This is a genomic window from Pedobacter endophyticus (assembly GCF_015679185.1).
Lineage (GTDB): Bacteria > Bacteroidota > Bacteroidia > Sphingobacteriales > Sphingobacteriaceae > Pedobacter > Pedobacter endophyticus.
In genome coordinates this window covers 1,995,701-2,019,686 of record NZ_CP064939.1, presented here as the reverse complement: position 1 = coordinate 2,019,686, position 23,986 = coordinate 1,995,701, and the positions used below count along the sequence as shown (strand labels likewise).

21 protein-coding genes and 1 tRNA gene are annotated in these 23,986 nt (G+C 41.4%); 6 read left to right on the top strand and 16 right to left on the bottom strand.

The annotated features are described in order from the left end of the window. The 16 genes from leuB to atpD all read right to left on the bottom strand — a co-directional run bounded on the left by leuB (position 1) and on the right by atpD (position 17,938). Entirely contained in the window at positions 1–1,092 is a 1,092-nt protein-coding gene (leuB, locus tag IZT61_RS08020; protein ID WP_196100641.1) for a 3-isopropylmalate dehydrogenase, read from the bottom strand. Positions 1,093–1,134: 42 nt separating this feature from the next. Then, a complete protein-coding gene (locus IZT61_RS08015) occupies positions 1,135–2,637 on the bottom strand; it encodes an ATP-binding cassette domain-containing protein (RefSeq protein ID WP_196100640.1) in 1,503 nt (500 codons plus the stop codon). Positions 2,638–2,804: 167 nt separating this feature from the next. Continuing rightward, on the bottom strand, positions 2,805–3,425 hold the full coding sequence (gene leuD / locus IZT61_RS08010; protein ID WP_196100639.1) for a 3-isopropylmalate dehydratase small subunit: 621 nt from the start codon (positions 3,423–3,425) through the stop codon (positions 2,805–2,807). Positions 3,426–3,526: 101 nt separating this feature from the next. Continuing rightward, positions 3,527–4,315: a class I SAM-dependent methyltransferase gene (locus IZT61_RS08005; protein WP_230383901.1), complete on the bottom strand. Its 789-nt coding sequence runs from the start codon at positions 4,313–4,315 to the stop codon at positions 3,527–3,529. 241 nt (positions 4,316–4,556) lie between these two features. Then, on the bottom strand, positions 4,557–4,847 hold the full coding sequence (locus tag IZT61_RS08000) for an antibiotic biosynthesis monooxygenase family protein (protein WP_196100638.1): 291 nt from the start codon (positions 4,845–4,847) through the stop codon (positions 4,557–4,559). Next, positions 4,848–5,426 (bottom strand): O-methyltransferase, encoded by a 579-nt coding sequence (locus IZT61_RS07995; RefSeq protein WP_196100637.1) that lies wholly within the window; start codon positions 5,424–5,426, stop codon positions 4,848–4,850. A gap of 185 nt (positions 5,427–5,611) precedes the next feature. After that, complete coding sequence (leuC, locus tag IZT61_RS07990) at positions 5,612–7,018, bottom strand: 3-isopropylmalate dehydratase large subunit (protein WP_196101254.1); 1,407 nt, start codon at positions 7,016–7,018, stop codon at positions 5,612–5,614. A 161-nt stretch (positions 7,019–7,179) separates the two neighbouring features. Beyond that, complete coding sequence (gene ilvC, locus IZT61_RS07985; protein ID WP_196100636.1) at positions 7,180–8,661, bottom strand: ketol-acid reductoisomerase; 1,482 nt, start codon at positions 8,659–8,661, stop codon at positions 7,180–7,182. A 165-nt stretch (positions 8,662–8,826) separates the two neighbouring features. Continuing rightward, on the bottom strand, positions 8,827–9,291 hold the full coding sequence (locus IZT61_RS07980; RefSeq protein ID WP_196100635.1) for a DinB family protein: 465 nt from the start codon (positions 9,289–9,291) through the stop codon (positions 8,827–8,829). A gap of 144 nt (positions 9,292–9,435) precedes the next feature. Next, entirely contained in the window at positions 9,436–10,074 is a 639-nt protein-coding gene (gene ilvN, locus IZT61_RS07975; RefSeq protein ID WP_196100634.1) for an acetolactate synthase small subunit, read from the bottom strand. Positions 10,075–10,196: 122 nt separating this feature from the next. Beyond that, a complete protein-coding gene (ilvB, locus tag IZT61_RS07970; protein WP_196100633.1) occupies positions 10,197–11,945 on the bottom strand; it encodes a biosynthetic-type acetolactate synthase large subunit in 1,749 nt (582 codons plus the stop codon). 21 nt (positions 11,946–11,966) lie between these two features. Next, positions 11,967–12,536 carry an ORF6N domain-containing protein gene (locus IZT61_RS07965; protein ID WP_196100632.1) on the bottom strand — a complete coding sequence of 190 codons (570 nt, stop codon included), beginning with the start codon at positions 12,534–12,536 and terminating at the stop codon, positions 11,967–11,969. 48 nt (positions 12,537–12,584) lie between these two features. Then, on the bottom strand, positions 12,585–14,267 hold the full coding sequence (ilvD, locus tag IZT61_RS07960; protein ID WP_196100631.1) for a dihydroxy-acid dehydratase: 1,683 nt from the start codon (positions 14,265–14,267) through the stop codon (positions 12,585–12,587). Positions 14,268–14,438: 171 nt separating this feature from the next. Further along, positions 14,439–15,329 carry a branched-chain-amino-acid transaminase gene (gene ilvE / locus IZT61_RS07955; RefSeq protein WP_196100630.1) on the bottom strand — a complete coding sequence of 297 codons (891 nt, stop codon included), beginning with the start codon at positions 15,327–15,329 and terminating at the stop codon, positions 14,439–14,441. A gap of 781 nt (positions 15,330–16,110) precedes the next feature. Next, positions 16,111–16,356 carry an ATP synthase F1 subunit epsilon gene (gene atpC, locus IZT61_RS07950; protein ID WP_196100629.1) on the bottom strand — a complete coding sequence of 82 codons (246 nt, stop codon included), beginning with the start codon at positions 16,354–16,356 and terminating at the stop codon, positions 16,111–16,113. Between the two features lie 79 nt (positions 16,357–16,435). Beyond that, a complete protein-coding gene (gene atpD, locus IZT61_RS07945; protein WP_196101253.1) occupies positions 16,436–17,938 on the bottom strand; it encodes a F0F1 ATP synthase subunit beta in 1,503 nt (500 codons plus the stop codon). Positions 17,939–18,235: 297 nt separating this feature from the next. Between atpD and IZT61_RS07940 the strand changes: the two genes are divergently transcribed. The 6 genes from IZT61_RS07940 to obgE all read left to right on the top strand — a co-directional run bounded on the left by IZT61_RS07940 (position 18,236) and on the right by obgE (position 23,813). After that, complete coding sequence (locus IZT61_RS07940) at positions 18,236–19,144, top strand: SDR family oxidoreductase (RefSeq protein ID WP_196100628.1); 909 nt, start codon at positions 18,236–18,238, stop codon at positions 19,142–19,144. Positions 19,145–19,333: 189 nt separating this feature from the next. Continuing rightward, positions 19,334–19,798, top strand: coding sequence for a redoxin domain-containing protein (locus IZT61_RS07935; RefSeq protein WP_196100627.1), 465 nt, complete (start codon positions 19,334–19,336; stop codon positions 19,796–19,798). 99 nt (positions 19,799–19,897) lie between these two features. Next, positions 19,898–19,971, top strand: a tRNA-Arg gene (locus IZT61_RS07930). A 199-nt stretch (positions 19,972–20,170) separates the two neighbouring features. Next, a complete protein-coding gene (locus IZT61_RS07925; RefSeq protein WP_196100626.1) occupies positions 20,171–21,685 on the top strand; it encodes a sulfatase family protein in 1,515 nt (504 codons plus the stop codon). A 301-nt stretch (positions 21,686–21,986) separates the two neighbouring features. Next, on the top strand, positions 21,987–22,556 hold the full coding sequence (locus tag IZT61_RS07920) for an adenylate kinase (protein ID WP_196100625.1): 570 nt from the start codon (positions 21,987–21,989) through the stop codon (positions 22,554–22,556). A gap of 258 nt (positions 22,557–22,814) precedes the next feature. Beyond that, positions 22,815–23,813 carry a GTPase ObgE gene (gene obgE / locus IZT61_RS07915; RefSeq protein ID WP_196100624.1) on the top strand — a complete coding sequence of 333 codons (999 nt, stop codon included), beginning with the start codon at positions 22,815–22,817 and terminating at the stop codon, positions 23,811–23,813. Positions 23,814–23,986: the final 173 nt, after the last annotated feature.

Below are 23,986 nucleotides of genomic sequence, written 5' to 3'. Positions count from 1 at the left end.
TTAGGAATTCATTAATTTTTGTGATAAGAACTTCAATACCAATTTGCCCATTTCGGCTGTGCCCAAAACTTTAAATCGGTTGGTGGTTTGGTCGGCAATGTCATGCGTTCTGAAGCCCTCTTTCAATACTTCGTCGATGCAGTCAACCAGGCACTTTGCTTCCTCTTTTAATCCGAAGCCTATTTCGAGCATCAATGCTGCCGATAGGATGGAGGCGAGTGGGTTGGCCAGGTCTTTGCCGGTAATATCGTGCGCTGAGCCGTGAATGGGCTCGAAAAAACCTGTGCTTTCGCCCACAGATGCCGACGCGAGCATGCCCATTGAGCCTGCAATTTGCGAAGCTTCATCGGTAAGGATATCGCCAAATAAGTTTGCGGTTAACACAACGTCGAATTTTTTGGGGTTCTTAATCAATTGCATTGCTGCATTATCGATAAACATGTGCTCAGTTTCAACATCAGGGTATTGTTTGGCAATTTCCTGAACAACTTCACGCCATAAACGAGAGCTTTCTAATACGTTTGCCTTATCTACCGAGCATAATTTTTTGCTCCGTTGTTGTGCAGCCTGATAAGCTTTATGGGCAATACGTTCCACTTCGTACCGGTGATAAATCATCAGGTCAGAAGCTGTATTTCTATCTTCTGAACGAGATTTTTCGCCAAAGTAAACGTCGCCTGTTAATTCGCGGAAGAACAAGATATCTGTGCCTCTTAATATTTCGGGTTTAATGCTGGATGCCTGAAGAAGTTCATCGAATAGTAATATTGGGCGGAGGTTTGCGAAAAGCCCCAATTCCTTACGGATTTTTAACAAACCCTGCTCAGGTCTAACTTTTAGGCTTGGATCGTTGTCGTATTTTGCATGGCCGATTGCACCAAAGAGAATTGCGTCGCTTTTTCTTGCTTTTTCGAGTGTTTCATCTGGCAGAGGTTCGCCGGTAACTTCTATTGCCGCGTGCCCCATCAACGCCTCATCGAACGTAAATTCGTGACCAAAAATTTCAGCGATTTTTTCTAAAGCTGCTTTACCCCAAGTGGTTACCTCAGGGCCGATACCGTCTCCAGGTATTACTAAAATGTTCTTCTTCATTGTATTATCTATTGTCGTCGTTGCGAGTACGGTTAACTTCAGCTAAGAAGTAGAGCGCATTATTTCGCTTTGTAGCTCAGCACGACGCGTTTTGGTATTTAAACTTTCGACGACTTTTACCTCGCCTTTTTCTAATAATATTCTCTTTTCTAAGCAGGTTGGCAACTGCGATTCAAAATGGCCAACATAAATTAAGGTCATTCCATTGCTGCACAGTTCATCAACCAGGTGATTAAAATGTTGTGTTTGCTGTTGGTCTAATCCCTGGCAGGGTTCATCGAGAATTAATAATTCAGGATTTTTGATGATGGTTCTTGCCAATAAAACCAGTCGTTGTTTTCCGAGTGGGAGCGAGCTCAACAACTCATTTTTATTTTCGGTAAGTCCGAAATATTCGACCAAATCGTCAACTTGCGCACTTTTTGAATACGGCAATTGTTGAAATAGGCCGACGGTATCATAAAAGCCCGAGGCAATGCTCTGCCATACGGTGGATGTGGCATCGAAATACCAGTGAAACTCGGGAGAGATTAAGCCGATATGCTGTTTAATATCCCAAATGCTTTCGCCACTTCCGCGTCTGTTGCCAAACAAATACAGTTCGTTGGCGTAAGATTGTGGGTGATCGCCGTTTACGAGACTCAAAAGCGTGGATTTGCCTGAGCCGTTATGACCTTGCAATAGCCATTTTTCGCCTGCTTTTACTTCCCAGTTAATACCTTTAAGTACCTGTTTTTCGCCATAACTAATATTTACATCAACCATTTTGATGATAGCTGACGAAGAATAAACTGGCGATGCCTTTAAGAAATCGGGGATTTCTCTGGCGTGTTGCTGAACATGTGATGCCAAATTAAACTCATCAACTTCGATTAGCTTACCGTCTTTTATTTCTGCAAAATGATTGATAGAGTCTGGTAGTTCTGCATCATTCGAAATTAAGATCAATTGTAAACCTTCGGCAGCAACTTCATCGAATAAAGTATTTAAATTCTTTCGCGATGCGGCATCCAGGCCGGTGTAGGGCTGATCGATGATGAGCAACTGAGGTTTTAACCAAAGCGCTTTAATGAGCTGCAGCTTTTTATGTTCTCCGCTGGATAATTCAATCAACTGCGAACTGGCAAAAGCAGAAAAATTCAGCGCCTCTAATATGGGTTCAACCTTGTCAAAGTGCAAATGTTTTTCTTTGCCGTAGGCAACCAGTTCGGCATGTACTGTTAACGTGTCTTTAGCTTGCTGGCTGGTGTAACGTTGTTGGTAATAGAAATTTGCAACGCCCTCAAGGTTCTTAAACTGGTACCAGCTTTCTACAAATAAAACTTCTGCGGGGAGCTGTGTATTTGTTGCGAAATTGATTTTTACGTTGCCAACGCCACTTTGCAGGCCAGCTATTATTTTCGCTAACGAAGTTTTTCCGCTTCCGCTGGCTCCGCCCAACACCCAGTTGTCGCCAATATTGGTGGTCCAGTTCAAATCCGTTAACACCGACTTTTGTTGGTGTTTCAAATTCAAATCCTGAATGGTGACGAAACTTTCTTGCATATTTCCTTTCGGTTTGATTACACAGCTTTAAGTGATTACACTGATTTTTGTTACTACCGTCATTGCCCCAAAGGGCTACTTTGTAGCGAGTTGGGCATCTGTTTAATGAGATTGCTTCGGCTCGCTCGCATCCAGCCTCGCAATGACGAGTGTTTTAGCTTTGGTCTTTAAGCTTTAACCTTTCTGCTTTCTTCAAATTCCTCGATTAAGCTCTTTTGCGCCAGGATAAAATCGATATCATCGTAGCCATTAATTAAGCACGATTTTTTATACGGGTTAATCTCGAAAGATTCAGCCCCTCCTAAATCCTCCCCGGTAGGGAGGACTTGCCCCTCGAGTGTTACGGTTTGAACTTCTAAGTCGATGGTTAAAGTTGTTTTGGGATTTGCTTCTACAGCGGTAAAAATTTCCTTTAAAAATTCCTCACTCACTTGTATTGGCAATAGGCCATTGTTTAATGCATTACCCTTAAAAATGTCGGCGAAGAAACTGCTGATCACCGCATCGAAACCGGCATCTTGAATGGCCCAGGCTGCATGTTCGCGACTGCTGCCGCAACCAAAGTTTTTTCCGGCCACTAAAATCCGCCCGCTGTAAGTTGGGTTGTTCATTACAAATTCTGGCTTAGGCGTATTGTCGCCATTGTAACGCCAATCGCGGAACAAGTTTTCACCGAACCCTTCACGGGTTGTTGCTTTTAAGAACCGGGCAGGTATGATCTGGTCGGTATCTATATTTTCTATATTTAATGGCACTACTGCCGATGTTAATGTTGTGAATTTTTTCATTGTTAAATATGATTTCACTGATTTAGATGATTACACCGATTCTGCGTGCCATCTTTTTAATATTTTAATTTCCAGTAACTATTCGCTTTCTGCTTTAATCTTTAAGCTTTCGGCTTGTTCGCTTTAATTCTTAATCTTTTGTAGTCTGCAACCCATTCACCATTGATGTAGTAATTAGGCTTTAGAATTTCTACGGCTAAATTTTTGATGGATTCAGCTTGCTCGTTATTCAGGTTTTTAAAGGCGTGTTGTGCAAATTGATTTATCCAAACGTACATACCTTCCTCGCCAAGTAATTTGGTTGGCCTGTCGAACAGCCAGGCTTGCTCTACTTCAAAACCTTTCGTTTCTAACAAAGTGGTGTAAGCACTAATGGATGGAAAGAACCAAAAGTTGGTAATTACCTGATTTGACAAGCCCAATTGTTCGGCGGCAGCGGTAATTGCATCGGTAATGCTTTTAACGTTTCCTTTTCCGCCAAACTCGGCAACCAATCTTCCACCAGGTTTTAAGCTTTTAAATAAACCTTCGGCCAGCGCATTTTGGTCTTCAATCCAATGGAATGTGGCATTGCTAAAAATCGCATCGAAGTTTTCTTGGTAGGGCAGTTTAGTTCCGTCAACCACTTCAAAGCTTAAAGTCGGATAAGTGGCTTTTGCATTGGCCACCATATCTGCAGATGCATCGGTTCCTAAAACAATAGCGCCACTTTCGGCAATTTGCGCCGCCAGCTGACCCGTGCCACAACCCACATCTAAAATATGCTCATTGGCCTTTGGCGCCAGCCATTGCAAAACATCTGCTCCGTAATCAGATACGAAGTGGTGTTGCTTGTCGTACAAGGTTGCGTCCCACGCTATTTCTGGCATGTCATCTCCTAACTCCCTCAAAGGGAAATAAAAATGTAAAATTTAAATCTATTCTTTTCATTTTAACTGTCATTCTGAGGATTGCGAATAATCTCCAACCGATGGAAAACTGAACTTTAATAACCTACTGCCAAAAGAGGCAAGTGGGTTGGCAAAAACAGTAATTAGTAGGTTAGGGATGCTTCGTGCCTCAGCATGACAGCTAGCTTTAAGCTTTGGCCGTTAAGCTTTGAGCTTTAAGCTTAGTCTTTCTGCTTTCAGCTCACTCTACTTCCACATAATGTTCAACCGTTGGAAAAGGCTCATAAAAATGATGCAGCAAGCTTTTCCACTCCTCATATTCTACTGAGCCCCTGAAGCCTTCGGTATGCGCCTCCAGTGTTTCCCAGTTTACCAGCAGAATGTATCTATCGCTTTTTTCGAGACACTTTTTTAGTTGATGCGAGATGTAACCTTCCATCGCAGAAATGATTTTTTGCGCCTCGCTAAAGGCTTTTTCAAAATCAGCTGATAAACCAGCTTTTACATCTAATATCGCAACTTCTAAAATCACCTATTTAATTTTTGTAATAATTACCAAACCAGTTGACCAATTCATTTTGGTTAGATTAATAAAATCTAATGTCTCTAAATGAGCGATCAATTTTTCTACATTTTGTTCATGCGCCATCGGCCAGTTTGGTTGAGGAAGCATATCATCGATAATGTAAAAGCCACCGGTTTTCATCAAATTCAACGTTTCCTGTAAACTTTCATATTTACCGGGCCAGGCATCGGCAAAAATTAAATCAAAATATTGATCTTGATTTTCTTTTATCCATTGATTTGCATCTTCACAAATCAGTTTTACACGATCATCTTTTCCAAAGTGTCTTGCAGCAACCGATTGGAAATCAGCTGAATTATCAATTGAAATCAGCTTCGACGACTTGTCCATTCCATCGACCAACCAAGAAAGAGAAAGCCCGGTTCCTGTACCAAGTTCCAAGAAAAATCCATTAGGTTTTGATGAAACCAACGTTCTCAATAAACTTCCGGTCTGTACATCAGAAAGCATATCAAACCCTAGCGAAGTTGATTCTACCTTGATTTCTTGATAGCGTTCGGGTAGCCTGATGTTTAATTCGTTCATAGGTTTATTTATTATTGTGTTTTCATCGCAAAATGGATTGCTTTCCCGAAAAAAGTGAGGATAAACCGTGCGTCGCATCTGATAGCTATCGGATGATAAGCGGTCAGCATTAGCTATCGGCTTTAAGCTTTGGTCTTTCGGCTTTCAGCTTTGGTCTTTAAGCTTTAGTCTTTCTGCTTTAAGCTTTAAGCTTTCTCCAGCATTTCCCTCACATCGGTAATCTTACCTGTTACAGCAGCTGCGGCAGCCGTTAGCGGGCTGGCCAATAGTGTACGGGCATTTTGCCCTTGTCTACCTTCAAAGTTTCTGTTCGATGTAGAAACACAATATTTCCCTGCTGGGATCTTATCCTCGTTCATTCCCAAACAAGCACTGCAACCCGGTTCGCGTAGCTGGAAGCCGGCCTGTTCAAAAACTTTGTCTAAACCTTCGGCCTTTGCCTGGGCTTCTACCTGCTTTGAACCCGGAACAATCCAAACCGTTACGTTGTCTGCCTTGCGTTTATCCTTTACAAAATCGGCTACTTCACGCAAATCCTCGATACGAGAGTTCGTGCAGCTTCCGATAAAAACATAATCAACCGGTTTCCCAATTAACGAGGCGTCGTCGTCGAAGCCCATATAATCGAGTGCTTTTTGATAAGAAAGCTTTTCCTTTTCGGGTTGGGCATTGGTTGCAGGAATATGCTCTTTAATGCCCATACCCATTCCGGGGTTGGTTCCGTAGGTAATCATCGGTGCAATATCTGCCGCATCGAAAGTTAAAACGCTATCGAATGTTGCATCTGCATCGGTATACAATGTTTTCCAATAGGCTAAAGATTGATCCCATTCTTCGCCGGCAGGTGCAAATTGTCTGCCTTTAATGTAATCGAAGGTTATTTGATCTGGCGCTATTAAGCCACCTCTTGCACCCATCTCGATACTCATGTTGCAAATGGTCATACGGGCTTCCATACTCAACGACTCGATTGCGGAACCTGCGTACTCGATAAAATATCCGGTACCGCCGGCTGCGGAAATCTGAGATATAATGTAAAGAATAATGTCTTTCGCACCAACGCCTTTTCCGAGCTGGCCGTTTACTTCAATCTTCATTGTTTTCGGTTTCGACTGTAATAAACATTGGGTAGCGAAAACCTGCTCTACCTGCGATGTGCCGATACCAAAGGCAATGGCTCCAAAAGCACCATGCGTTGAAGTGTGACTATCGCCGCAAACCATCGTTTTACCGGGTAGGGTAATGCCCAATTCGGGGCCGATTACGTGAACAATTCCCTGAAATGGATGACCTAAGCCATAAAGCTCAATTCCAAATTCTGCGCAATTCTTGGTAAGCATATCTACCTGGTAGCGCGAAAGCTCTTCTTTAATTGGCAATAATTGGTTTAAAGTGGGTACGTTATGATCGGCAGTGGCCACCGTTTGCTTTGGCCGAAAAACGGGTAATCCTCTCTTACGCAAGCCATCAAAAGCCTGCGGCGAGGTTACCTCGTGTATTAAGTGTGTATCAATGTATAAAATGTCGGGGAAACCCTCTTCACTTTTTACAACGTGAGCGTCCCAAATTTTTTCTACTAATGTTTTCCCCATCCCAACCTTCCCCAAAGGGAAAGGGGTAGCATGGCTTTTAGGTGTTTGTGTTAGCATTTTATTCTCTCTCAATAGCCCCACCGAACCCTCCCCTTAAGGAGAGGGCTTAGTGAGTGTGTTATTTTTTGTATTTTAAAAGCCCCCTTTGGGGGTTTGGGGGATTATGCAGTTTTAATGGCTTTCATTGCAGTCATCGCTTTACGCAAAGTAGCACCAATCTGTTCTACTTCGTGCGAGCGGATTGCCTCGTTAACGTCGATTAATTTTCTGTTGTCAACGGCGCCATCTTTACCTTCGTTAAAATTTTTACCAACCAGGTCCGTATCAACTCTTGTCATAAAATCAGCTAACAGAGGTTTGCATGCCTGATCGAATAAATAGCAACCATATTCGGCAGTGTCAGAAATTACGCGGTTCATTTCGAATAATTTTTTACGGGCAATGGTGTTGGCAATAAGCGGTGTTTCGTGTAACGATTCGTAGTAAGCAGATTCTGGTTTGATACCTGCCTGAACCATAGTTTCGAAAGCCAGTTCAACACCAGCACGTACAAAAGCAACCATCAATAAATAGTTGTCGAAATATTCTTGCTCACCAATTTTAACGTCGCCAGCAGGGGTTTTCTCGAAAGCAGTTTCGCCTGTTTCAGCTCTCCATTTCAAGAGGTTTTTATCGCCATTGGCCCAGTCTTCCATCATTGTACGGCTAAACTCACCGCTCATAATGTCGTCTTGGTGTTTTTGAAACAACGGACGCATGATGTCTTTCAATTCTTCGGAAATCTCGAACGCCTTAATTTTGGCAACATTACTTAAGCGATCCATCATTGCGGTAATTCCGCCTTGTTTTAGGGCTTCGGTAATTACCTCAACACCGTATTGAACCAGTTTAGAAGCATAACCCGCGTCTATTCCTTTTTCTACCATTTTATCGAAAGATAGGATAGAACCTGTTTGCAACAAGCCACATAAAATGGTTTGCTCGCCCATCAAATCAGATTTCACCTCGGCAACGAACGATGATTTTAATACACCGGCTCTGTGGCCACCTGTACCTACGCAATAGGCTTTGGCTTGGGCCAATCCCTTACCTTGAGGGTCGTTTTCCGGGTGTACGGCAATTAAAGTTGGCACCCCAAAACCACGTACATATTCTGCCCTAACCTCGCTACCAGGGCATTTAGGAGCAACCATAATAACGGTTAAATCTTTACGGATCTGCATGCCTTCCTCAACAATGTTGAAGCCGTGAGAGTACAATAAAGTAGCGCCTTCTTTCATTAAAGGCATAATTGCATTTACCACAGCGGTGTGTTGCTTATCGGGCGTAAGGTTAATTACCACATCAGCTGTCGGAATCAATTCTTCGTAGGTGCCTACATTGAAATTGTTTTCGGTTGCATTTTTCCATGAGTCTCTTTTGCCTTCAATGGCTTCTTTACGCAAGGTATAGCTAACATCTAAACCACTATCTCTTAAATTTAACCCCTGGTTTAAGCCTTGGGCACCGCAACCTACAATTACTAGTTTTTTGCCTTTCAAAGCGCTAACGCCATCCAAAAATTCGTTGCTGTCCATGAAATCGCAAACACCAAGTTGGTTCAATTTTTCTCTAAGAGGTAATGTGTTAAAATAATTTGACATCGTTTTTTGTTATTTAATTATTTAGTATCAAGTGTTTAGTGTCAAGTATCAAGACTGTTGTCATGATGCTTAAAAATTGTTTAGTCTTCCGGTCTATTCACCGATTATTTATTGAGCGTTTTGCTTTATCTTTATCCTTTTCAGCTCCTTATCGTTTCTAACCCTCTACGTTAATGCCTTTTTCTGCGCCAACGCGTAGCCAAAGTGTAGGTTATCATGGCCAACAGTGGTAGTTAGTACTTCTTCAATGGTTTTTATTTCAACTCCAAAGGTTGAGGTTGAAAAAGGGGTAATGACAGGGAAGAAGCCGCTGTTATAATCCAGCTTAATCTTTTCGATGCTTTCCAACGCCATTGCCTTTAATTCTGCCACTTCTTCTTCTGTTACTGTGTAAGTTGGGCGAGTATCTCTCTTATAAAATTCGTTAAACTTCACAGCGTTCGCATCTTGCAAAATCCCGGTGCGCACATAGCAAAGGGTTTGACTGGTGACTACAATATGGCCGAAATTCCAGATAATGTTGTTGTTAAAGCCCGCTGGAATTTGGTTCAACTGCTCAACAGTTAATTCGTCTATCAACCTGATAAAAGCCTTGCGTGAGTCTATTATAAATTTAAATATTTCGTTCATTGTTATTTGTTCGTTATTGCGAGGCTAAGTTTATATGAATGAGATTGCTTCGTACCTCGCAATGACGACTCGTTTAGGTTTTCGTTTTGCTCTTTGATCCTTCAGCTTTAATCTTTCAGCTTGCTCTTTCAGCTTTAAGCTCCACTACATTGTGAAAATCTTTTCGCCCTTATCTAAAAACTCGTTCTCTATCAATTCTTCACCTGGTTCAAAAGCCTCAAACTCTTTCAGCTTCTCGTGGAAACCGGCACTGTCCTTGATAATGGCAATCCTTGCCGAGCGAACAAATTCGATCAATTCAAACGGTTCGAGGGCTTTTACCAATGCATCTGTTTCTTCTCTGTGACCAGTTACTGCAAAAACAGTATAGTCTTTACGAATCACCACCGCACTGGCGCCATATTGCCTCAGCAATCGCTCTACAGTCACTTTCTCCGCAATTTCATCTGTCGACACCTTATATAAGGCGAGCTCCTGCCAAATAATTTCCTCGTTGGTGTTGAAGTATACTTTCAGTACTTCAACCTGTTTCTCAATCTGGCGGGCAAGTTTACGCACCACATCGTAACTTTCGGTAATTACGATATTGAAACGGTGAATGCCATCAATTTCTGATGGAGAGGTGTTCAGGCTCTCGATATTGATTTTCCTTTTTGAGAAAATGATCGCAATCCTGTTTAATAATCCGATGCGATTTTCAGCATAAACCGTAATGGTATATTCTTGCTTTCCGTCTATATCGGCTTTGTCTTTTTTATGTTCTAATGTATTTTCAGTATTCATGATAATTTCTTTTTTTACCGTATCGTCATTTCGACCTCGCGGAGAAATCTTTTTTCAAAGTTCGCTCCATTTTCGCTGCGCTTCAGTCGAGATGACGATTGCACCAGCTTTGATTTTTCAGCTTATTTTAACCTAATTTCGCTTACACTCATTCCTTGGGGAACCATCGGGAAAACGTTGTTTTCTCGACCAACCATTACTTCTAAAAGGTACGATCCTTCGTGATTAATCATTGTTTCCAAAGCGTTCCTCAAGTTTGCACGTTCATCAACCTTGCTAGCCTCTATGTAATAAGACTTTGCCAGGGCGACGAAATCAGGACTTGTGATGTTTACAAACGAGTACCTTTTATCGTGAAATAGCTGTTGCCATTGACGCACCATGCCTAAGAAGCGGTTGTTCAGGATCAAAATTTTAACAGCGGCGCCAAATTGCATAATTGTACCGAGCTCTTGCGGAGTCATTTGGAAACCACCATCGCCAATAATTGCAATTACCGTTTTGTTTGGCACACCATATTTAGCGCCTATTGCAGCTGGCAAGCCGAAGCCCATTGTTCCCAAACCGCCAGAGGTGATGTTACTACGTGTGTTGTTAAACTTGGCGTAACGACAGGCTACCATTTGGTGCTGACCAACGTCGGTTACGATTACGGCATCGCCGCCACAAATTTCGTTGATGTTGCGCAATACCTCGCCCATGGTCATTTCATCACCTTCGGGATAAAGCTCGGGCGTAATCACCTGATCGATCTCCTGTTGGTTGTAGTCTTTAAATTTAGCTAACCAATCATCGTGTTTTTTTTCGTTTACCAAATCGGTTAAAAGCGGCAAAGTTTCTTTGCAGTCGCCCCAAACGCCAACGTCGGCTTTAACATTTTTGTCAATCTCGGCCGGATCGATGTCTAAATGAACAATCTTTGCCTGCTTTGCATATTTATCTAATCTACCCGTTACCCGGTCATCGAAACGCATTCCGATTGCAATGATTACATCAGCTTCGTTTGTTAAAACATTCGGCCCATAATTACCGTGCATCCCCAACATCCCCACATTTAATGGGTGATCTGTTGGAATTGCGCCATCGCCCATAATAGTCCATGCTGCCGGAATGCCACTTTTTTCAATAAACGCCTTAAATTCTGCTTCAGCCTGACCTAAAATAACGCCTTGCCCAAAGAGTATGAAGGGTTTTTGTGCGGCATTAATTAGTTGTGCAGCTTGCTCAATAAATTCTACCCTAACTTTTGGTTTTGGGCGATAGGAGCGGATATGGTTGCACTTTACATACTCTGGAAATTCTTCAACCTGTAATTGTGCGTTCTTTGTAATGTCGATTAAAACCGGGCCTGGCCTGCCACTTTTAGCAATGTAGAAAGCCTTAGCTAAAACCTCGGGGATTTCTTTGGCATCGGTAACCTGATAATTCCATTTGGTAACAGGCGTAGTAATGTTAATTACATCTGTCTCCTGAAATGCATCAGTTCCCAATAAGTGAGCGAAAACTTGCCCTGTGATACAAACTAAGGGTGTGCTATCGATTTGAGCATCGGCTAAACCAGTTACCAAATTGGTTGCACCCGGTCCGCTGGTTGCGAAACAAACCCCAACTTTGCCACTTGCTCTGGCAAAACCCTGGGCCGCATGGATGCCGCCCTGCTCATGGCGGACTAAAATGTGCTCCAGCTTGTCGGCATAGTCGTAAAGTGCATCATAAATCGGCATGATTGCTCCACCCGGATAACCGAAGATGGTGGTTACGCCCTCTTCAATTAGTCCGTTTAAAAGAACCTGCGAGCCTGTTCCCTTAAAGGTTTTAGAGGTTTCTGCCTTCGCCTCCGTTTGTTGTAATGTATCTTGTGCAGTTTCCATAATTATGTTTTTGCGGTTCTATTATTCTTTTATTTTAAAGCCGATTCGTTTTCTATCGTTCCACTTCTTTTGGGCGATTCTCTCGTCTAGTAGATTATCCATAGCATCATATAATTGATTCAGTTGGATATCATGCTCTTCAATTCGCTCTTTTATTTCTTTTAATCTTTCATTGTCATCATTCGGTTGAAGAAAAATCTTCCTAATTGCTACAAAAGCCCTCATTATGGCAATGTTCATTTTAATTGCCTTATCACTCCTCAAAACGCCACTTAACATGGCTACCCCCTGCTCGGTAAATGCGTAGGGTAAATATTTGCCGGTTCTGTTTTGCGGAATATTCATCATCACAATTTGTGATGATGGACTAATTTCCTCATAGGCGGTCACAAATTGTGACTGCATGCTTTCCCATTCAGTTGAAGTTAGCTGAAACATGAAATCATCAGGAAAACGTTTTTCATTTCGTTTTACCGCTTGATTTAATACTCTTGTTTCCACTTCGTAAAGTGCCGCCAGATCGAAATCTAACATTACCCTTTCACCCCGAACTGTATAAATTCTACTTTCAATGCTTTTTATAATTTGCATATTGTATTCATTTAAATATCAATTTTCTGTCGGGATGACTTCCAAAATTTAATACTCGTCAGTTACGCAACCACTGGCCGCGTCTGAAACTGTTTTAGCATATTTATAAAGCACACCTTTTGTTACTTTTAAGGCTGGCTGAACATAATTTTTCCTTCGCTCTGCAATAACTTCTTCGCTAACTTTCAAGTTAATAGTATTGTTCACAGCATCGATTTCAATCAGGTCATTATCTTCTACCAAGCCAATTAGTCCACCTTTATAGGCCTCGGGAGTGATATGGCCAACCACAAAACCATGTGTTCCGCCAGAGAAACGGCCATCAGTAATTAATGCGATTGATTTACCTAAACCGGCACCAATAATTAAAGAAGTTGGTTTTAGCATTTCGGGCATACCCGGAGCGCCAACCGGGCCCTCATTTTTAATAACGACAACATCGCCCGGTTTAATTCTGCCGCTAGATATTCCTGCAACTAAATCTTTTTCACCGTCGAATACACGTGCCGGACCTTCAAATTTTTCACCTTCTTTACCGCTGATTTTTGCTACAGAACCTTTCTCAGCCAGGTTTCCATAAAGAATTTGTAAATGGCCAGTTGCTTTGATGGGATTATCCAGTTTCTGAACAATCTTTTGATCGTAATCCATTATCGATTTTACATCAGCAAGGTTTTCGGCAACTGTTTTACCGGTTACAGTTAAGCAATCGCCATGAATTAATCCCTCGTTTAAGAGGTATTTCATCACAGCAGGTGTACCGCCATATTGATGCAGATCTTGCATCAGATATTTTCCACTTGGTTTAAAATCTGCAAGAACGGGTGTTTCGTCGCTCATGCGTTGAAAGTCGTCTTGAGTAATTTCTACACCAACGGCCTTACCAATTGCGATGAAGTGTAATACCGCATTAGTACTTCCACCTAATATAATGATTGAGCGAATTGCATTTTCGAATGCCTTCCTTGTCATGATATCAGACGGTTTAATGTCTTTTTCTAAAAGGATTCTGATATACTTTCCGGCATCTAAACACTCTTGTTTTTTCTCCTCGCTCGTTGCCGGGTTCGATGACGAATAGGGTAAGCTCATGCCCAAAGCTTCTATTGCCGAAGCCATTGTATTTGCGGTGTACATGCCACCACAGGCGCCCGCACCGGGACAAGTATGTTTAATAATGCCTTGATAATCGTCTTCTGATAAATTGCCGCAGATTTTTTGACCTAAAGCCTCGAAAGCTGAAACGATATTGAGTTCCTCTCCTTTATAATGTCCCGGCGCAATTGTACCGCCATACACCATAATTGATGGGCGATCTAAGCGTGCCATAGCCATAATAGCGCCCGGCATATTTTTATCGCAACCGGGTATGGAGATGATGCCGTCGTAATATTGCCCGCCGCAAATGGTTTCGATACTATCTGCAATTACATCGCGGCTTACCAACGAGTAACGCATGCCATCGGTACCGTTGCTCATGCCATCACTTACGCCAATGGTATTGAATACCAAGCCCACTAAATCATTTTTCCAGACTCCAACTTTAACTTCTTTTGCAAGGTCGTTTAAGTGCATGTTGCAGGTGTTGCCGTCGTAGCCCATACTTGCAATACCGACCTGTGCTTTCGCCATATCTGCATCGGTTAAACCGATTCCGTAAAGCATAGCCTGCGCTGCCGGTTGTGTTGGATCTTGTGTAAATGTTTTACTGTACTTGTTTAATTCGCTCATTGTTTAAGGTATATATTCTGTTTAAAGTGATTTCACGGATTTTTATGTGATTTCACCGATTTTATCTTGCGCTTTTTCCTTCAGTTTGATTACACTGATATCAATGTGATTCCACCGATTTTTGATTTTTTTGCCTCCAAACTTCGGACTTTCTGACTCCCGACTTTCTGACTATATTATCACTTCATAATTTACTTTTTCGAGCACCAGATTTTTGTAGGCCCGCTGTATGGTGTAACCGAGTGATTCTCTCCAAAGGGTACGAAAAACGATATCGTCTATAGAGGCAATGCCTGCAATTTCTGTGGCTGTTCCGCACAAAAACGCACTGTCTGCTTTTCTCAAATCCTCAACGGTAAGTTTCTTCTCAATACATTCGATGTCGAGAACGTTGCAAAGCTCTTTAACGGTAGCCCTGGTAATTCCTGGCAAAATGTTTCCTAAAGATGGTGTAAAAAGCTTTCCGTCTTTTTCGATGAAGATGTTGGCGCCTGATGCTTCGGCAACAAATCCATGCATATCTAAAAGTAAAGCCTCATCGTAGCCTTTAATATTGGCGGCAGTCGTAGCCAGAATGGAGTTAACGTAGTTTCCGCTCAACTTAGCCTCCATAGGAGTCGATTTTGGGTTTGGCCTTTCGAACTCTGAAATGGTCAGTTTCAACAGCTTGTTACCCGAATACGCATCCCAATCCCACGCACAAATCAAAATGGAAACGCCGCTTGGCTCGTTTAGCTTCATGTTTGGGTGGCAAAAAACCAGCGGACGGATATAGGCGTCTTTTAGTTTGTTTAGCGTAAGGAGTTTGTAGGTTTGCCTGATCAGTTCTTGTTTGTCCCACGGAAACGGAATATTGGCCAGCTGGCACGAACGCTCTAAACGGTCGAAGTGAGCGGCCGCCTTAAAGATGCGGTTTCCGTTATGGGTTTTGTACGCTCTGATGCCCTCAAATGCAGCATAACCGTAATGTAACGATTGCCCGTAAAGATCAGTGCTACTGTCTACTGCCTTTTCAAAGCGCCCATCGAGGTAAATAATCGTATTAGAATTATAGTACTTCATAATACCGTGTTTTGTTATTTAAAAAAAGCGTCCTGTTTGTGTCAGGACGCTTTAAGTATATTTAATCTTTTTTTAAATCTATTTAAAAGTCGCCCGCTTACTGCCCAATAAAATGTTTAGCAGCAGTAAGTTTAAAATAATGACAGGCAACAGCACAACATTTCCAGTCGCAGTTGCGATGAAATTGTTTGAAAGTATGTTGTTGTGATTAATCATTATTTCTTGACTCTTTATAAATACCAATTTAGTTTTTGGTTCATTAATATGCAAGAGAAATCAGAAAAAAATGAAATTAGAATATAATTCTTATATTTCTCATAGATTCCGAATAAAATTCTGAATAACGACGGAAATAGTGATTTAATCTCGATCGGTCTAGACCAAATATCAAAACGGTATACGGTCTGTTTGTTATGCTTGCATTGTAAATTTTATAGTTTTCTTCTTAAAATTGGTTTTTAGTCGAGAAAAGTTGAAAATTTATAGCCGTAAGGTGTACGCGGACAGGGTGCTTGAAACAGACCTAAAATGCCATTGAGTTGGTTATGATGAAGTAACTAATCGCTTTATATTTTCGAATTCTTTTTACTTTGCATGTAATTCGTTTTCGATATCATAATGAGACAGTACCGCTCATTTTCAAAAAGAACAAGATATAAATAAGACATTGATTAGACTAATTTCTACAGAAAGCCGGTATTGTTAGCGCAAAGTGATGTATTATAAAAAAAGCCTTTCCGAAACTAATCGAAAAGGCTCTTTTTTTTTGTGTTAAGCTATTTTAAGCAATACCTTCTGCCAAAACAACAATTTTATTATGGATGGCTTCAACTGTGCCTCCTTTAATAAAAAAGCGTTGTTCGTCGTCTTTGTTTGCTTTTATAATTACTTCTCCATCTTCTAAAGTTGAGATGATAGGGGCGTGGTCTTTTAAAATCTGGAAAGAGCCTAAAGTACCAGGTACCGTAACTGCTGTTACTTCACCTTCGAAAACTTTTTTATCTGGAGTTAATATTTCTAAATTCATTCCTTTTAGATTGGAGATGTGAGATATGAGATTTGAGACTAGGTCTCTTCTCACATCTCATATCTAGTGTCTCAGTCTCTTAGTTCGCTTCTGCTAATAATTTTTTACCTTTTTCGATGGCATCTTCAATGCTACCAACTAAGTTAAATGCAGCTTCAGGATACTCATCAACCTCGCCATCCATAATCATGTTGAACCCTTTGATGGTATCTTTAATATCAACCAATACACCTTTTAAGCCTGTAAACTGCTCAGCTACGTGGAAAGGTTGTGATAAGAAACGTTGAACACGACGGGCTCTTGATACAACTAGTTTATCTTCTTCAGATAATTCGTCCATACCTAAGATTGCGATGATATCTTGTAATTCTTTATAACGTTGTAATGTTTCTTTAACGCGTTGTGCAGTGTTGTAATGCTCATCGCCCAAAACGGCAGGAGAAAGGATACGTGAAGTAGAATCCAATGGATCTACCGCAGGATAAATACCTAGCTCGGCAATTTTACGCGAAAGTACTGTGGTTGCATCTAAGTGGGCAAAAGTGGTTGCCGGAGCAGGGTCAGTTAAATCATCCGCAGGTACGTAAACCGCTTGTACAGATGTAATTGAACCGCGTTTTGTTGAAGTAATACGCTCTTGCATTAAACCCATTTCAGTTGCCAATGTTGGTTGGTAACCTACTGCTGATGGCATACGACCTAATAAAGCCGATACTTCAGAACCTGCCTGAGTAAAACGGAAGATGTTATCAACGAAGAAAAGGATATCTTTTCCAGCGCCTTCACCATCACCATCACGGAAATATTCAGCAACAGTCAAACCTGATAAGGCTACACGAGCACGGGCACCAGGAGGCTCGTTCATTTGGCCGAATACCAATGTTGCTTTACTTTCTTTTAATTTTTCTGTATCAACTGATTTCAAATCCCATCCACCTTTTTCCATTGAGTGTAAGAATTCGTCGCCATAGTTGATTACGCCTGACTCGATAAACTCACGAAGTAAATCGTTACCCTCACGTGTACGCTCACCAACACCCGCAAACACTGATAAACCAGCATAAGCTTTAGCGATGTTGTTTACCAACTCCATGATTAATACCGTTTTACCTACACCTGCACCACCAAACAAACCGATTTTACCACCTTTTGCATAAGGCTCCAGCAAATCGATTACCTTGATACCTGTAAAAAGTACTTCGGTTTCTGTTGATAAATCTTCGAACTTAGGAGGAGTAGCGTGAATTGGGCGACCACCAGTTTTGTCAACTGCGTTGATCCCATCAATTGCTTCACCAACCACATTAAATAAACGACCTTTAATTTGGTCGCCAACTGGCATTTTAATTGCAGCGCCAGTATCAACTACTTTCATACCACGAACTAAACCGTCTGTAGAGTCCATTGAAATGGCACGAACGCGATCCTCGCCTAAGTGTTGTTGAACTTCTAAAACAATTTTTTGTCCATTTTCTTTCGTTATCTCTAACGCATCAAAAAGTTTAGGTAGATGGGCATCATCAGCAAAGCTAACGTCAACCACTGGGCCGATAATTTGTGCTATTTTTCCTAAGTTAGGCATATCTGTTGTGAGTAAATTTATTACAGTCAATGAATTAAAGCGGTTTGTAAGGGCTCCAATTCGGTGGGCAAAGTTAAGTTTTTCTTGCGAAATTGTAAATATATCTTGCAATTTTTTTCCACAAGATTATTACAATGTATTTTTAACGAAAAGCATCCTGGAAATTAACGATTTAAAAGACGAAGGATAATAAAAATGCAATTAATATTGGTCGCATCTGTATATTTGATTAGTTTGTGTTCTGTGTGTACCGAAGCCATAGCAGTTTATGTTACCACAACCTATGGGACTAAATTTATGAAAACTATTTTAACAACCGGCAGCAACGGTCTTTTAGGACAAAAGATCACCGAAAAGGTGTTGGCCGAGGGAAGGGTAAAGCTAGTAGCAACATCGAAAGGCGAAAACAGATACCCGGCAGCAGCGGGCTACGAATATGCCGAAATGGATATCCTCGATTCGAAACAGGTAAGGGATGTTATTGAAAGATACAAGCCAGATGCCATTATCCACACGGCTGCTATGACGAACGTTGATACAGCCGAAGCTAACAAAGAGCTTTGCTACGCACTTAACGTAAATGCCGTTCAGACCTTGATTTCGCTTTGCGAGGAAAAAAACATTCAGCTGGTTCATTTAAGTACCGACTTTATCTTCGACGGTGCGAATGGGCCATATAAAGAGGATGACGCCGCCAATCCGCTCAGTTATTACGGCGAATCGAAGGTTTTGGCGGAAGAATTGTTTAAGGACTCAAAAGCAAACTGGGCAATACTGAGAACAATTTTAGTTTATGGCATTACCAGCGACATGAGCAGAAGCAATATTGTACTTTGGGCAAAAGGTGCCTTAGAAAAAGGGCTACCAATCAACGTTGTTAACGACCAATGGCGCATGCCAACCCTGGCCGAAGATCTTGCAGAAGCTTGCTTGCTTGCAGTAGAAAAACAAGCAAATGGAATTTATCATATTTCGGGCAAAGATTACATGAGTATTGCAGATTTAGTGCGAAAAGTTGCCGATTATTGGGCGCTTGATCAATCGATAGTAACCGAAGTAACTTCCGTTGGCTTAAATCAAACAGCAAGGCGCCCAATGAAAACCGGTTTTATATTGGATAAGGCGATTAACGATTTAGGCTACAGGCCGCATAGCTTCGAAGAAGGGCTTAAGGTTGTTGATGGGCAGATTAGTCTTGAGTCTTGAGTCTTGAGTCCGAAGTCCGAAGTCCGAAGTCCGTTCAAAGAAGCGGAGCAAGTTAGGGTTTTTAGATAAGTAATAAGCAATAATCAATAGCTAACAAGCAATAACCAGTGAGCAATAAGCAATAACCGGTTCAACGGTACAATTAAGCAATTTAACAATTAAGCAATTCAACAATTAAACAATAGCAATATGTCATTAAAAGTAGGCGACCAAGCCCCGGATTTTAAATTATACAGTTCCGATTTAGCGGAGATTTCTTTGTCAGGTTTTAAAGGGAAAAAAGTGATTATTCATTTCTTTCCAATGGCATTTACAGGAACATGCACCGAACAATTGTGCACCATGAGAGATAATTTTAGCTTCTACGAAGGAATCGACGCTCAGGTTTTAGGTGTCTCGGTTGATTCGCCATTCTCTTTGGCCAAATTCAAAGAAGTACAAAGTTATCAGTTCCCTTTATTGTCTGATTTCAATAAGGAGGTTTCGAAAGCCTATGGCGCATTTTACGATGAATTTGCCTTTGGATTAAAAGGTGTTTCCAAAAGAGCAGCGTTCGTTATAAACGAAGACGGAAAAATAAGCTATGCAGAAGTTCTAGAAGACGCACACGATTTGCCTGATTTTAAAGCAATTGATGATGCCCTGAAAGCATGATTGTAAGTTTGCAAAAATAAAATTGAGATTTTTTTTAAATTTTAATTGGAATTTAAAAAGTCAAATTATACCTTTGCAGTCCGTTAACGATACGGAAACGCATTTGTAGCTCAACTGGATAGAGCACCTCACTACGGATGAGGAGGTTTGGGGTTCGAATCCCTACAAGTGCACAGAACAAAAGGATCTCATTAATTTGAGGTCCTTTTTTTGTTTATTATCATCCTCAAAACTTTCGCTCTCTATTTCCATAGGTTGCTTCCGTTAAATGTCGGGCTAAAAAGGCATAAATTCAACTTTAATAATTTATCTTAGTTAAAATTTGGTGCCTGTGTTTCTGCCGATGCTTCAATTCACCTGATCAAAATTACTATGAAAAAACTAGTGGCCTTTTTGTTTTATTGCTTCTACTGCGTTAACGGTCTTTTCGCCCAGGAGAAACCAAACATTGTAGTGATTATTTCCGACGATCAGGCCTTCCAGGCCATTGGAGCTTATGGTAACAAGCTAATCAAGACCCCTGGAATAGATCGCATTGCGAAGGAAGGTGCAATTTTTCAAAAAGCATATGTTACCAACTCGCTTTGTGGGCCTAGCCGGGCCTCGCTCTTAACCGGCCAGTACAGTCATATGAACGGATTTAAGGATAATACACATTCGGTTTTCAACCATGATCGGGATTCTTTTGCCAAGCGCCTTCAGGCCGCCGGCTATCAAACTGCATGGGTTGGGAAGCAACATTTGGGCAACAAGCCACAGAGTTTCGATTATTATTCAATCTTGCCCGGCCAAGGTCAGTATTATAACCCCGATTTTATAGGTATGGATGGGAAAATGGAAAGGGTAGAGGGCTACGTAACAAACATCATCACCCAAAAATCCGAAAAATGGCTCGATCAAAGAGACCGCAACAAGCCATTTTGTATCGTAATAGGCCACAAGGCAACACATCGCTCGTGGGCACCAGACACCGCCGACTTCGGCAAGTACGACCACATCAAGTTTCCGATCCCGGCGAATTTTTATGATACTTACAAAACGCGTATCGCAGCCTCTCAGCAAACCATGAGTGTAAGTAAGGATATGACGCTGGGCTACGATTTAAAAATGAATACTCCTGAACAAGAACTTAAAGATGGGTTGCTCAAGAGGATGAATGCTGCACAAAAAACAGCCTGGAAAAAATATTATGATCCTATCAGAGCCAAATTTATCAAGGAGAATTTAACAGGAAAGGCACTGGCTGAATGGAAATACCAGCGTTACATGAGCGATTACATGAACACCGCGGCCTCTTTAGATCGGAATATCAATGAAGTACTTAATTACTTGGATAAGAATAATCTCACCAAAAATACAATCGTAATTTATCTGTCCGATCAAGGCTTTTATCTCGGCGAGCATGGTTGGTTTGATAAGCGTTTTATGTATGAGGAATCGTTTAGAACACCCTTCGTAATGCGTTATCCCGGTGTAATTAAACCCGGTACGGTAAACAACGACTTTGTAATGAACATTGATATTGCACCCACCTTGCTTAAGGCCGCCGGCGTTGCGGTGCCATCTACTGTGCAGGGCGAATCTATTTTACCTTTGTTTAATGCCAAAACAGCAAAGCCCCGGGAAGCAATTTATTACCATTATTACGAGGACAGGGGAGAGCACAATGTATCGCCACAGTTTGGCATAAAAACCGCTCGTTATAAATTAATCCGCTATTACGATCAGGTTAGTGGGTGGGAGTTGTTTGATTTGAAAAAAGACCCAAAGGAGATGGAAAATATTTATGAGAAACAAGAAAACAGGGGTTTAATCAGCACACTTAAGAAGCAACTTGCAACATTGATTGATAAGTACAAAGATGACGAAGCCAAAGCGTTGTTATAGTCTGAGCTGGATGTTACGGTGATGGTTTTTTGGGTTATAGGGTGTGAACGCTGAAATGAGGTATTTCTACTATGATGTTCGAGATACTGCCGCAAATATAAAAATGGCATTATAACTGCGATAGAAAGCAATAAATGTCATTAAAATGGTGCTTTTTTAAATAACTTTACAATTGTAAACCTCATCTAAATTAATAATTATATATTTGCAGCCTTGAAAGGCAGTACGCCATGTAATTTCCATTTTTCACAAAGCCGTAGGAATAAGGCTTTTTTATTTTAAAGACAACCTAAACCACGTAATGCTTAATTTAGTTCTCTTTGGCCCCCCGGGGGCGGGTAAAGGCACCCAATCGGAAAAACTGATTGCAAAATATCAGTTGGTACATGTTTCAACAGGCGATCTTTTCAGAGCACATGTTAAAGGCGAAACAGCGCTAGGAAAGAAAGTAAGTCAGCTATTGGCTGATGGAGAATTGGTTCCTGATGCAATTACAATCGCTATGCTTGAGGAAGAAGTTGATAAAAACCCTGATGCAAAGGGATTTGTTTTCGACGGTTTTCCCCGTACAGTTCCGCAAGCAAAAGAACTTGATTTATTTTTAGAGCGTAAGGGCAGCAAAATTGCCGGTGTTATCGCCCTCGATGTCGATCAGGAAGAGTTAACAAAGCGCATTGCTGAGCGCCATAAAGTTAGCGGCCGCCCGGATGACGATGCTGAAAAGTTAAAAAAGCGAATTTCAGAATACTTTGAGAAAACCATCCACGTGTTACCGTACTACGAAGAACAGGGAAAGCTTAGGAAAGTAAACGGAATTGGTGAAATAGAAAAGATTTACGCTGATCTTTGTGCAGTAATTGATCAGTTTTAGATATTCCGTATCAAGTAGTCAATAGCAAATATCACATTTGTAAAACGACTTCAAATCTTGATTATTTATAAAAGAGTTATGACGTTTACCGTTGTAACTCTTTAACTTTACGGCGTTTTTCAAACTGGCTTTGGTGTAAAGTATTTGAGAATTAAATCACACATTCACTAATTAACAACTCGCTGAGTCAATAAACACTCATTTTGTCAATCACCATTCTATCATTCACTCATTCATTCAATAACTCACTCACTTAATATGTCACAAGGTTCGAATTTCGTAGATTATGTAAAAATTTGTTGCCGTTCAGGTAAAGGCGGTGCAGGTTCTTCTCATTTGCATCGTGATATTTTAACATCAATGGGCGGTCCTGATGGGGGCGACGGCGGTCGTGGTGGACACATTATTGTGAGAGGAAGCGTTCACATTTGGACATTACTGCACTTGAAATACCGTAAACACATCATAGCCGAAGATGGCGGTGCAGGCGGCAGTTCGCACAAGTTTGGAAAACAAGGTAAGGATGAAGTTTTGGAGGTTCCCCTCGGAACTATCGCAAAAGATGCGGAAACCGGAGAGGTGCTTTTTGAGATCACTCAGGATGGCGAAACAAAAATTTTAACAGCCGGAGGCCGGGGCGGCTTAGGTAATGCGCACTTTAAAAATGCCGTACAGCAAACGCCACGTTTTTCCCAGCCCGGAGAGCCTGGCAAAGAAGTTTGGAATATTCTTGAGCTTAAGGTTTTGGCGGATGTTGGTTTGGTGGGTTTCCCAAATGCCGGTAAATCTACGTTGCTTTCAGTAGTATCTGCAGCCAAGCCAGAAATTGCCGATTACCCTTTCACTACTATTGTTCCGAACCTGGGCATAGTGAGCTACCGGGGTGGAAAGTCGTTTGTAATGGCCGATATTCCGGGAATTATCGAAGGCGCATCAAAGGGTAAAGGTTTGGGCTATCGTTTCCTTCGCCATATAGAAAGAAATTCCGTTTTGCTCTTTATGGTGCCTGCCGATACCAGTCGTTCCATAAAAGAAGAGTATGAAATCCTGAAAAAAGAACTTCAATCGTACAATCCTGAGTTAATGCAAAAGCCACATGTTTTAGCCATTACTAAATCAGATATGCTTGACGATGAACTTATGGACGAAATGAAGCGGGAATTACCAACCAATCTTCCGTCGATATTCATATCATCTGTAGCACAAAAAAATCTTCTCGAGCTGAAAGATCTGCTTTGGAAAGCTATTGAAGGGTAGTTTTAAATCCGAAGTCCGAAGTCCGAAGTCCGAAGTCCGAAGTCCGAAGTCCGAAGTCCGAAGTCCGAAAAAATTGGCGTACAAGGTAGGCGTTTTTCTTCGGACCTCGCAATTCTGAAGATGGCAGTAAAAGTTGAGCAATACCTTTGAGGCGTTTCAATAACAATTAATTA

Excerpts from the sequence above, each read along its gene's own strand:
- leuB (WP_196100641.1), bottom strand. The coding sequence starts at position 1,092 with ATGAAGAAGAACATTTTAGTAATACCTGGAGACGGTATCGGCCCTGAG.
- IZT61_RS08015 (WP_196100640.1), bottom strand. The coding sequence starts at position 2,637 with ATGCAAGAAAGTTTCGTCACCATTCAGGATTTGAATTTGAAACACCAA.
- leuD (WP_196100639.1), bottom strand. The coding sequence starts at position 3,425 with ATGAAAAAATTCACAACATTAACATCGGCAGTAGTGCCATTAAATATA.
- IZT61_RS07995 (WP_196100637.1), bottom strand. The coding sequence starts at position 5,426 with ATGAACGAATTAAACATCAGGCTACCCGAACGCTATCAAGAAATCAAG.
- leuC (WP_196101254.1), bottom strand. The coding sequence starts at position 7,018 with ATGGGGAAAACATTAGTAGAAAAAATTTGGGACGCTCACGTTGTAAAA.
- ilvC (WP_196100636.1), bottom strand. The coding sequence starts at position 8,661 with ATGTCAAATTATTTTAACACATTACCTCTTAGAGAAAAATTGAACCAA.
- IZT61_RS07980 (WP_196100635.1), bottom strand. The coding sequence starts at position 9,291 with ATGAACGAAATATTTAAATTTATAATAGACTCACGCAAGGCTTTTATC.
- ilvN (WP_196100634.1), bottom strand. The coding sequence starts at position 10,074 with ATGAATACTGAAAATACATTAGAACATAAAAAAGACAAAGCCGATATA.
- ilvB (WP_196100633.1), bottom strand. The coding sequence starts at position 11,945 with ATGGAAACTGCACAAGATACATTACAACAAACGGAGGCGAAGGCAGAA.
- IZT61_RS07965 (WP_196100632.1), bottom strand. The coding sequence starts at position 12,536 with ATGCAAATTATAAAAAGCATTGAAAGTAGAATTTATACAGTTCGGGGT.
- ilvD (WP_196100631.1), bottom strand. The coding sequence starts at position 14,267 with ATGAGCGAATTAAACAAGTACAGTAAAACATTTACACAAGATCCAACA.
- ilvE (WP_196100630.1), bottom strand. The coding sequence starts at position 15,329 with ATGAAGTACTATAATTCTAATACGATTATTTACCTCGATGGGCGCTTT.
- atpC (WP_196100629.1), bottom strand. The coding sequence starts at position 16,356 with ATGAATTTAGAAATATTAACTCCAGATAAAAAAGTTTTCGAAGGTGAA.
- atpD (WP_196101253.1), bottom strand. The coding sequence starts at position 17,938 with ATGCCTAACTTAGGAAAAATAGCACAAATTATCGGCCCAGTGGTTGAC.
- IZT61_RS07940 (WP_196100628.1), top strand. The coding sequence starts at position 18,236 with ATGAAAACTATTTTAACAACCGGCAGCAACGGTCTTTTAGGACAAAAG.
- IZT61_RS07935 (WP_196100627.1), top strand. The coding sequence starts at position 19,334 with ATGTCATTAAAAGTAGGCGACCAAGCCCCGGATTTTAAATTATACAGT.
- IZT61_RS07925 (WP_196100626.1), top strand. The coding sequence starts at position 20,171 with ATGAAAAAACTAGTGGCCTTTTTGTTTTATTGCTTCTACTGCGTTAAC.
- IZT61_RS07920 (WP_196100625.1), top strand. The coding sequence starts at position 21,987 with ATGCTTAATTTAGTTCTCTTTGGCCCCCCGGGGGCGGGTAAAGGCACC.
- obgE (WP_196100624.1), top strand. The coding sequence starts at position 22,815 with ATGTCACAAGGTTCGAATTTCGTAGATTATGTAAAAATTTGTTGCCGT.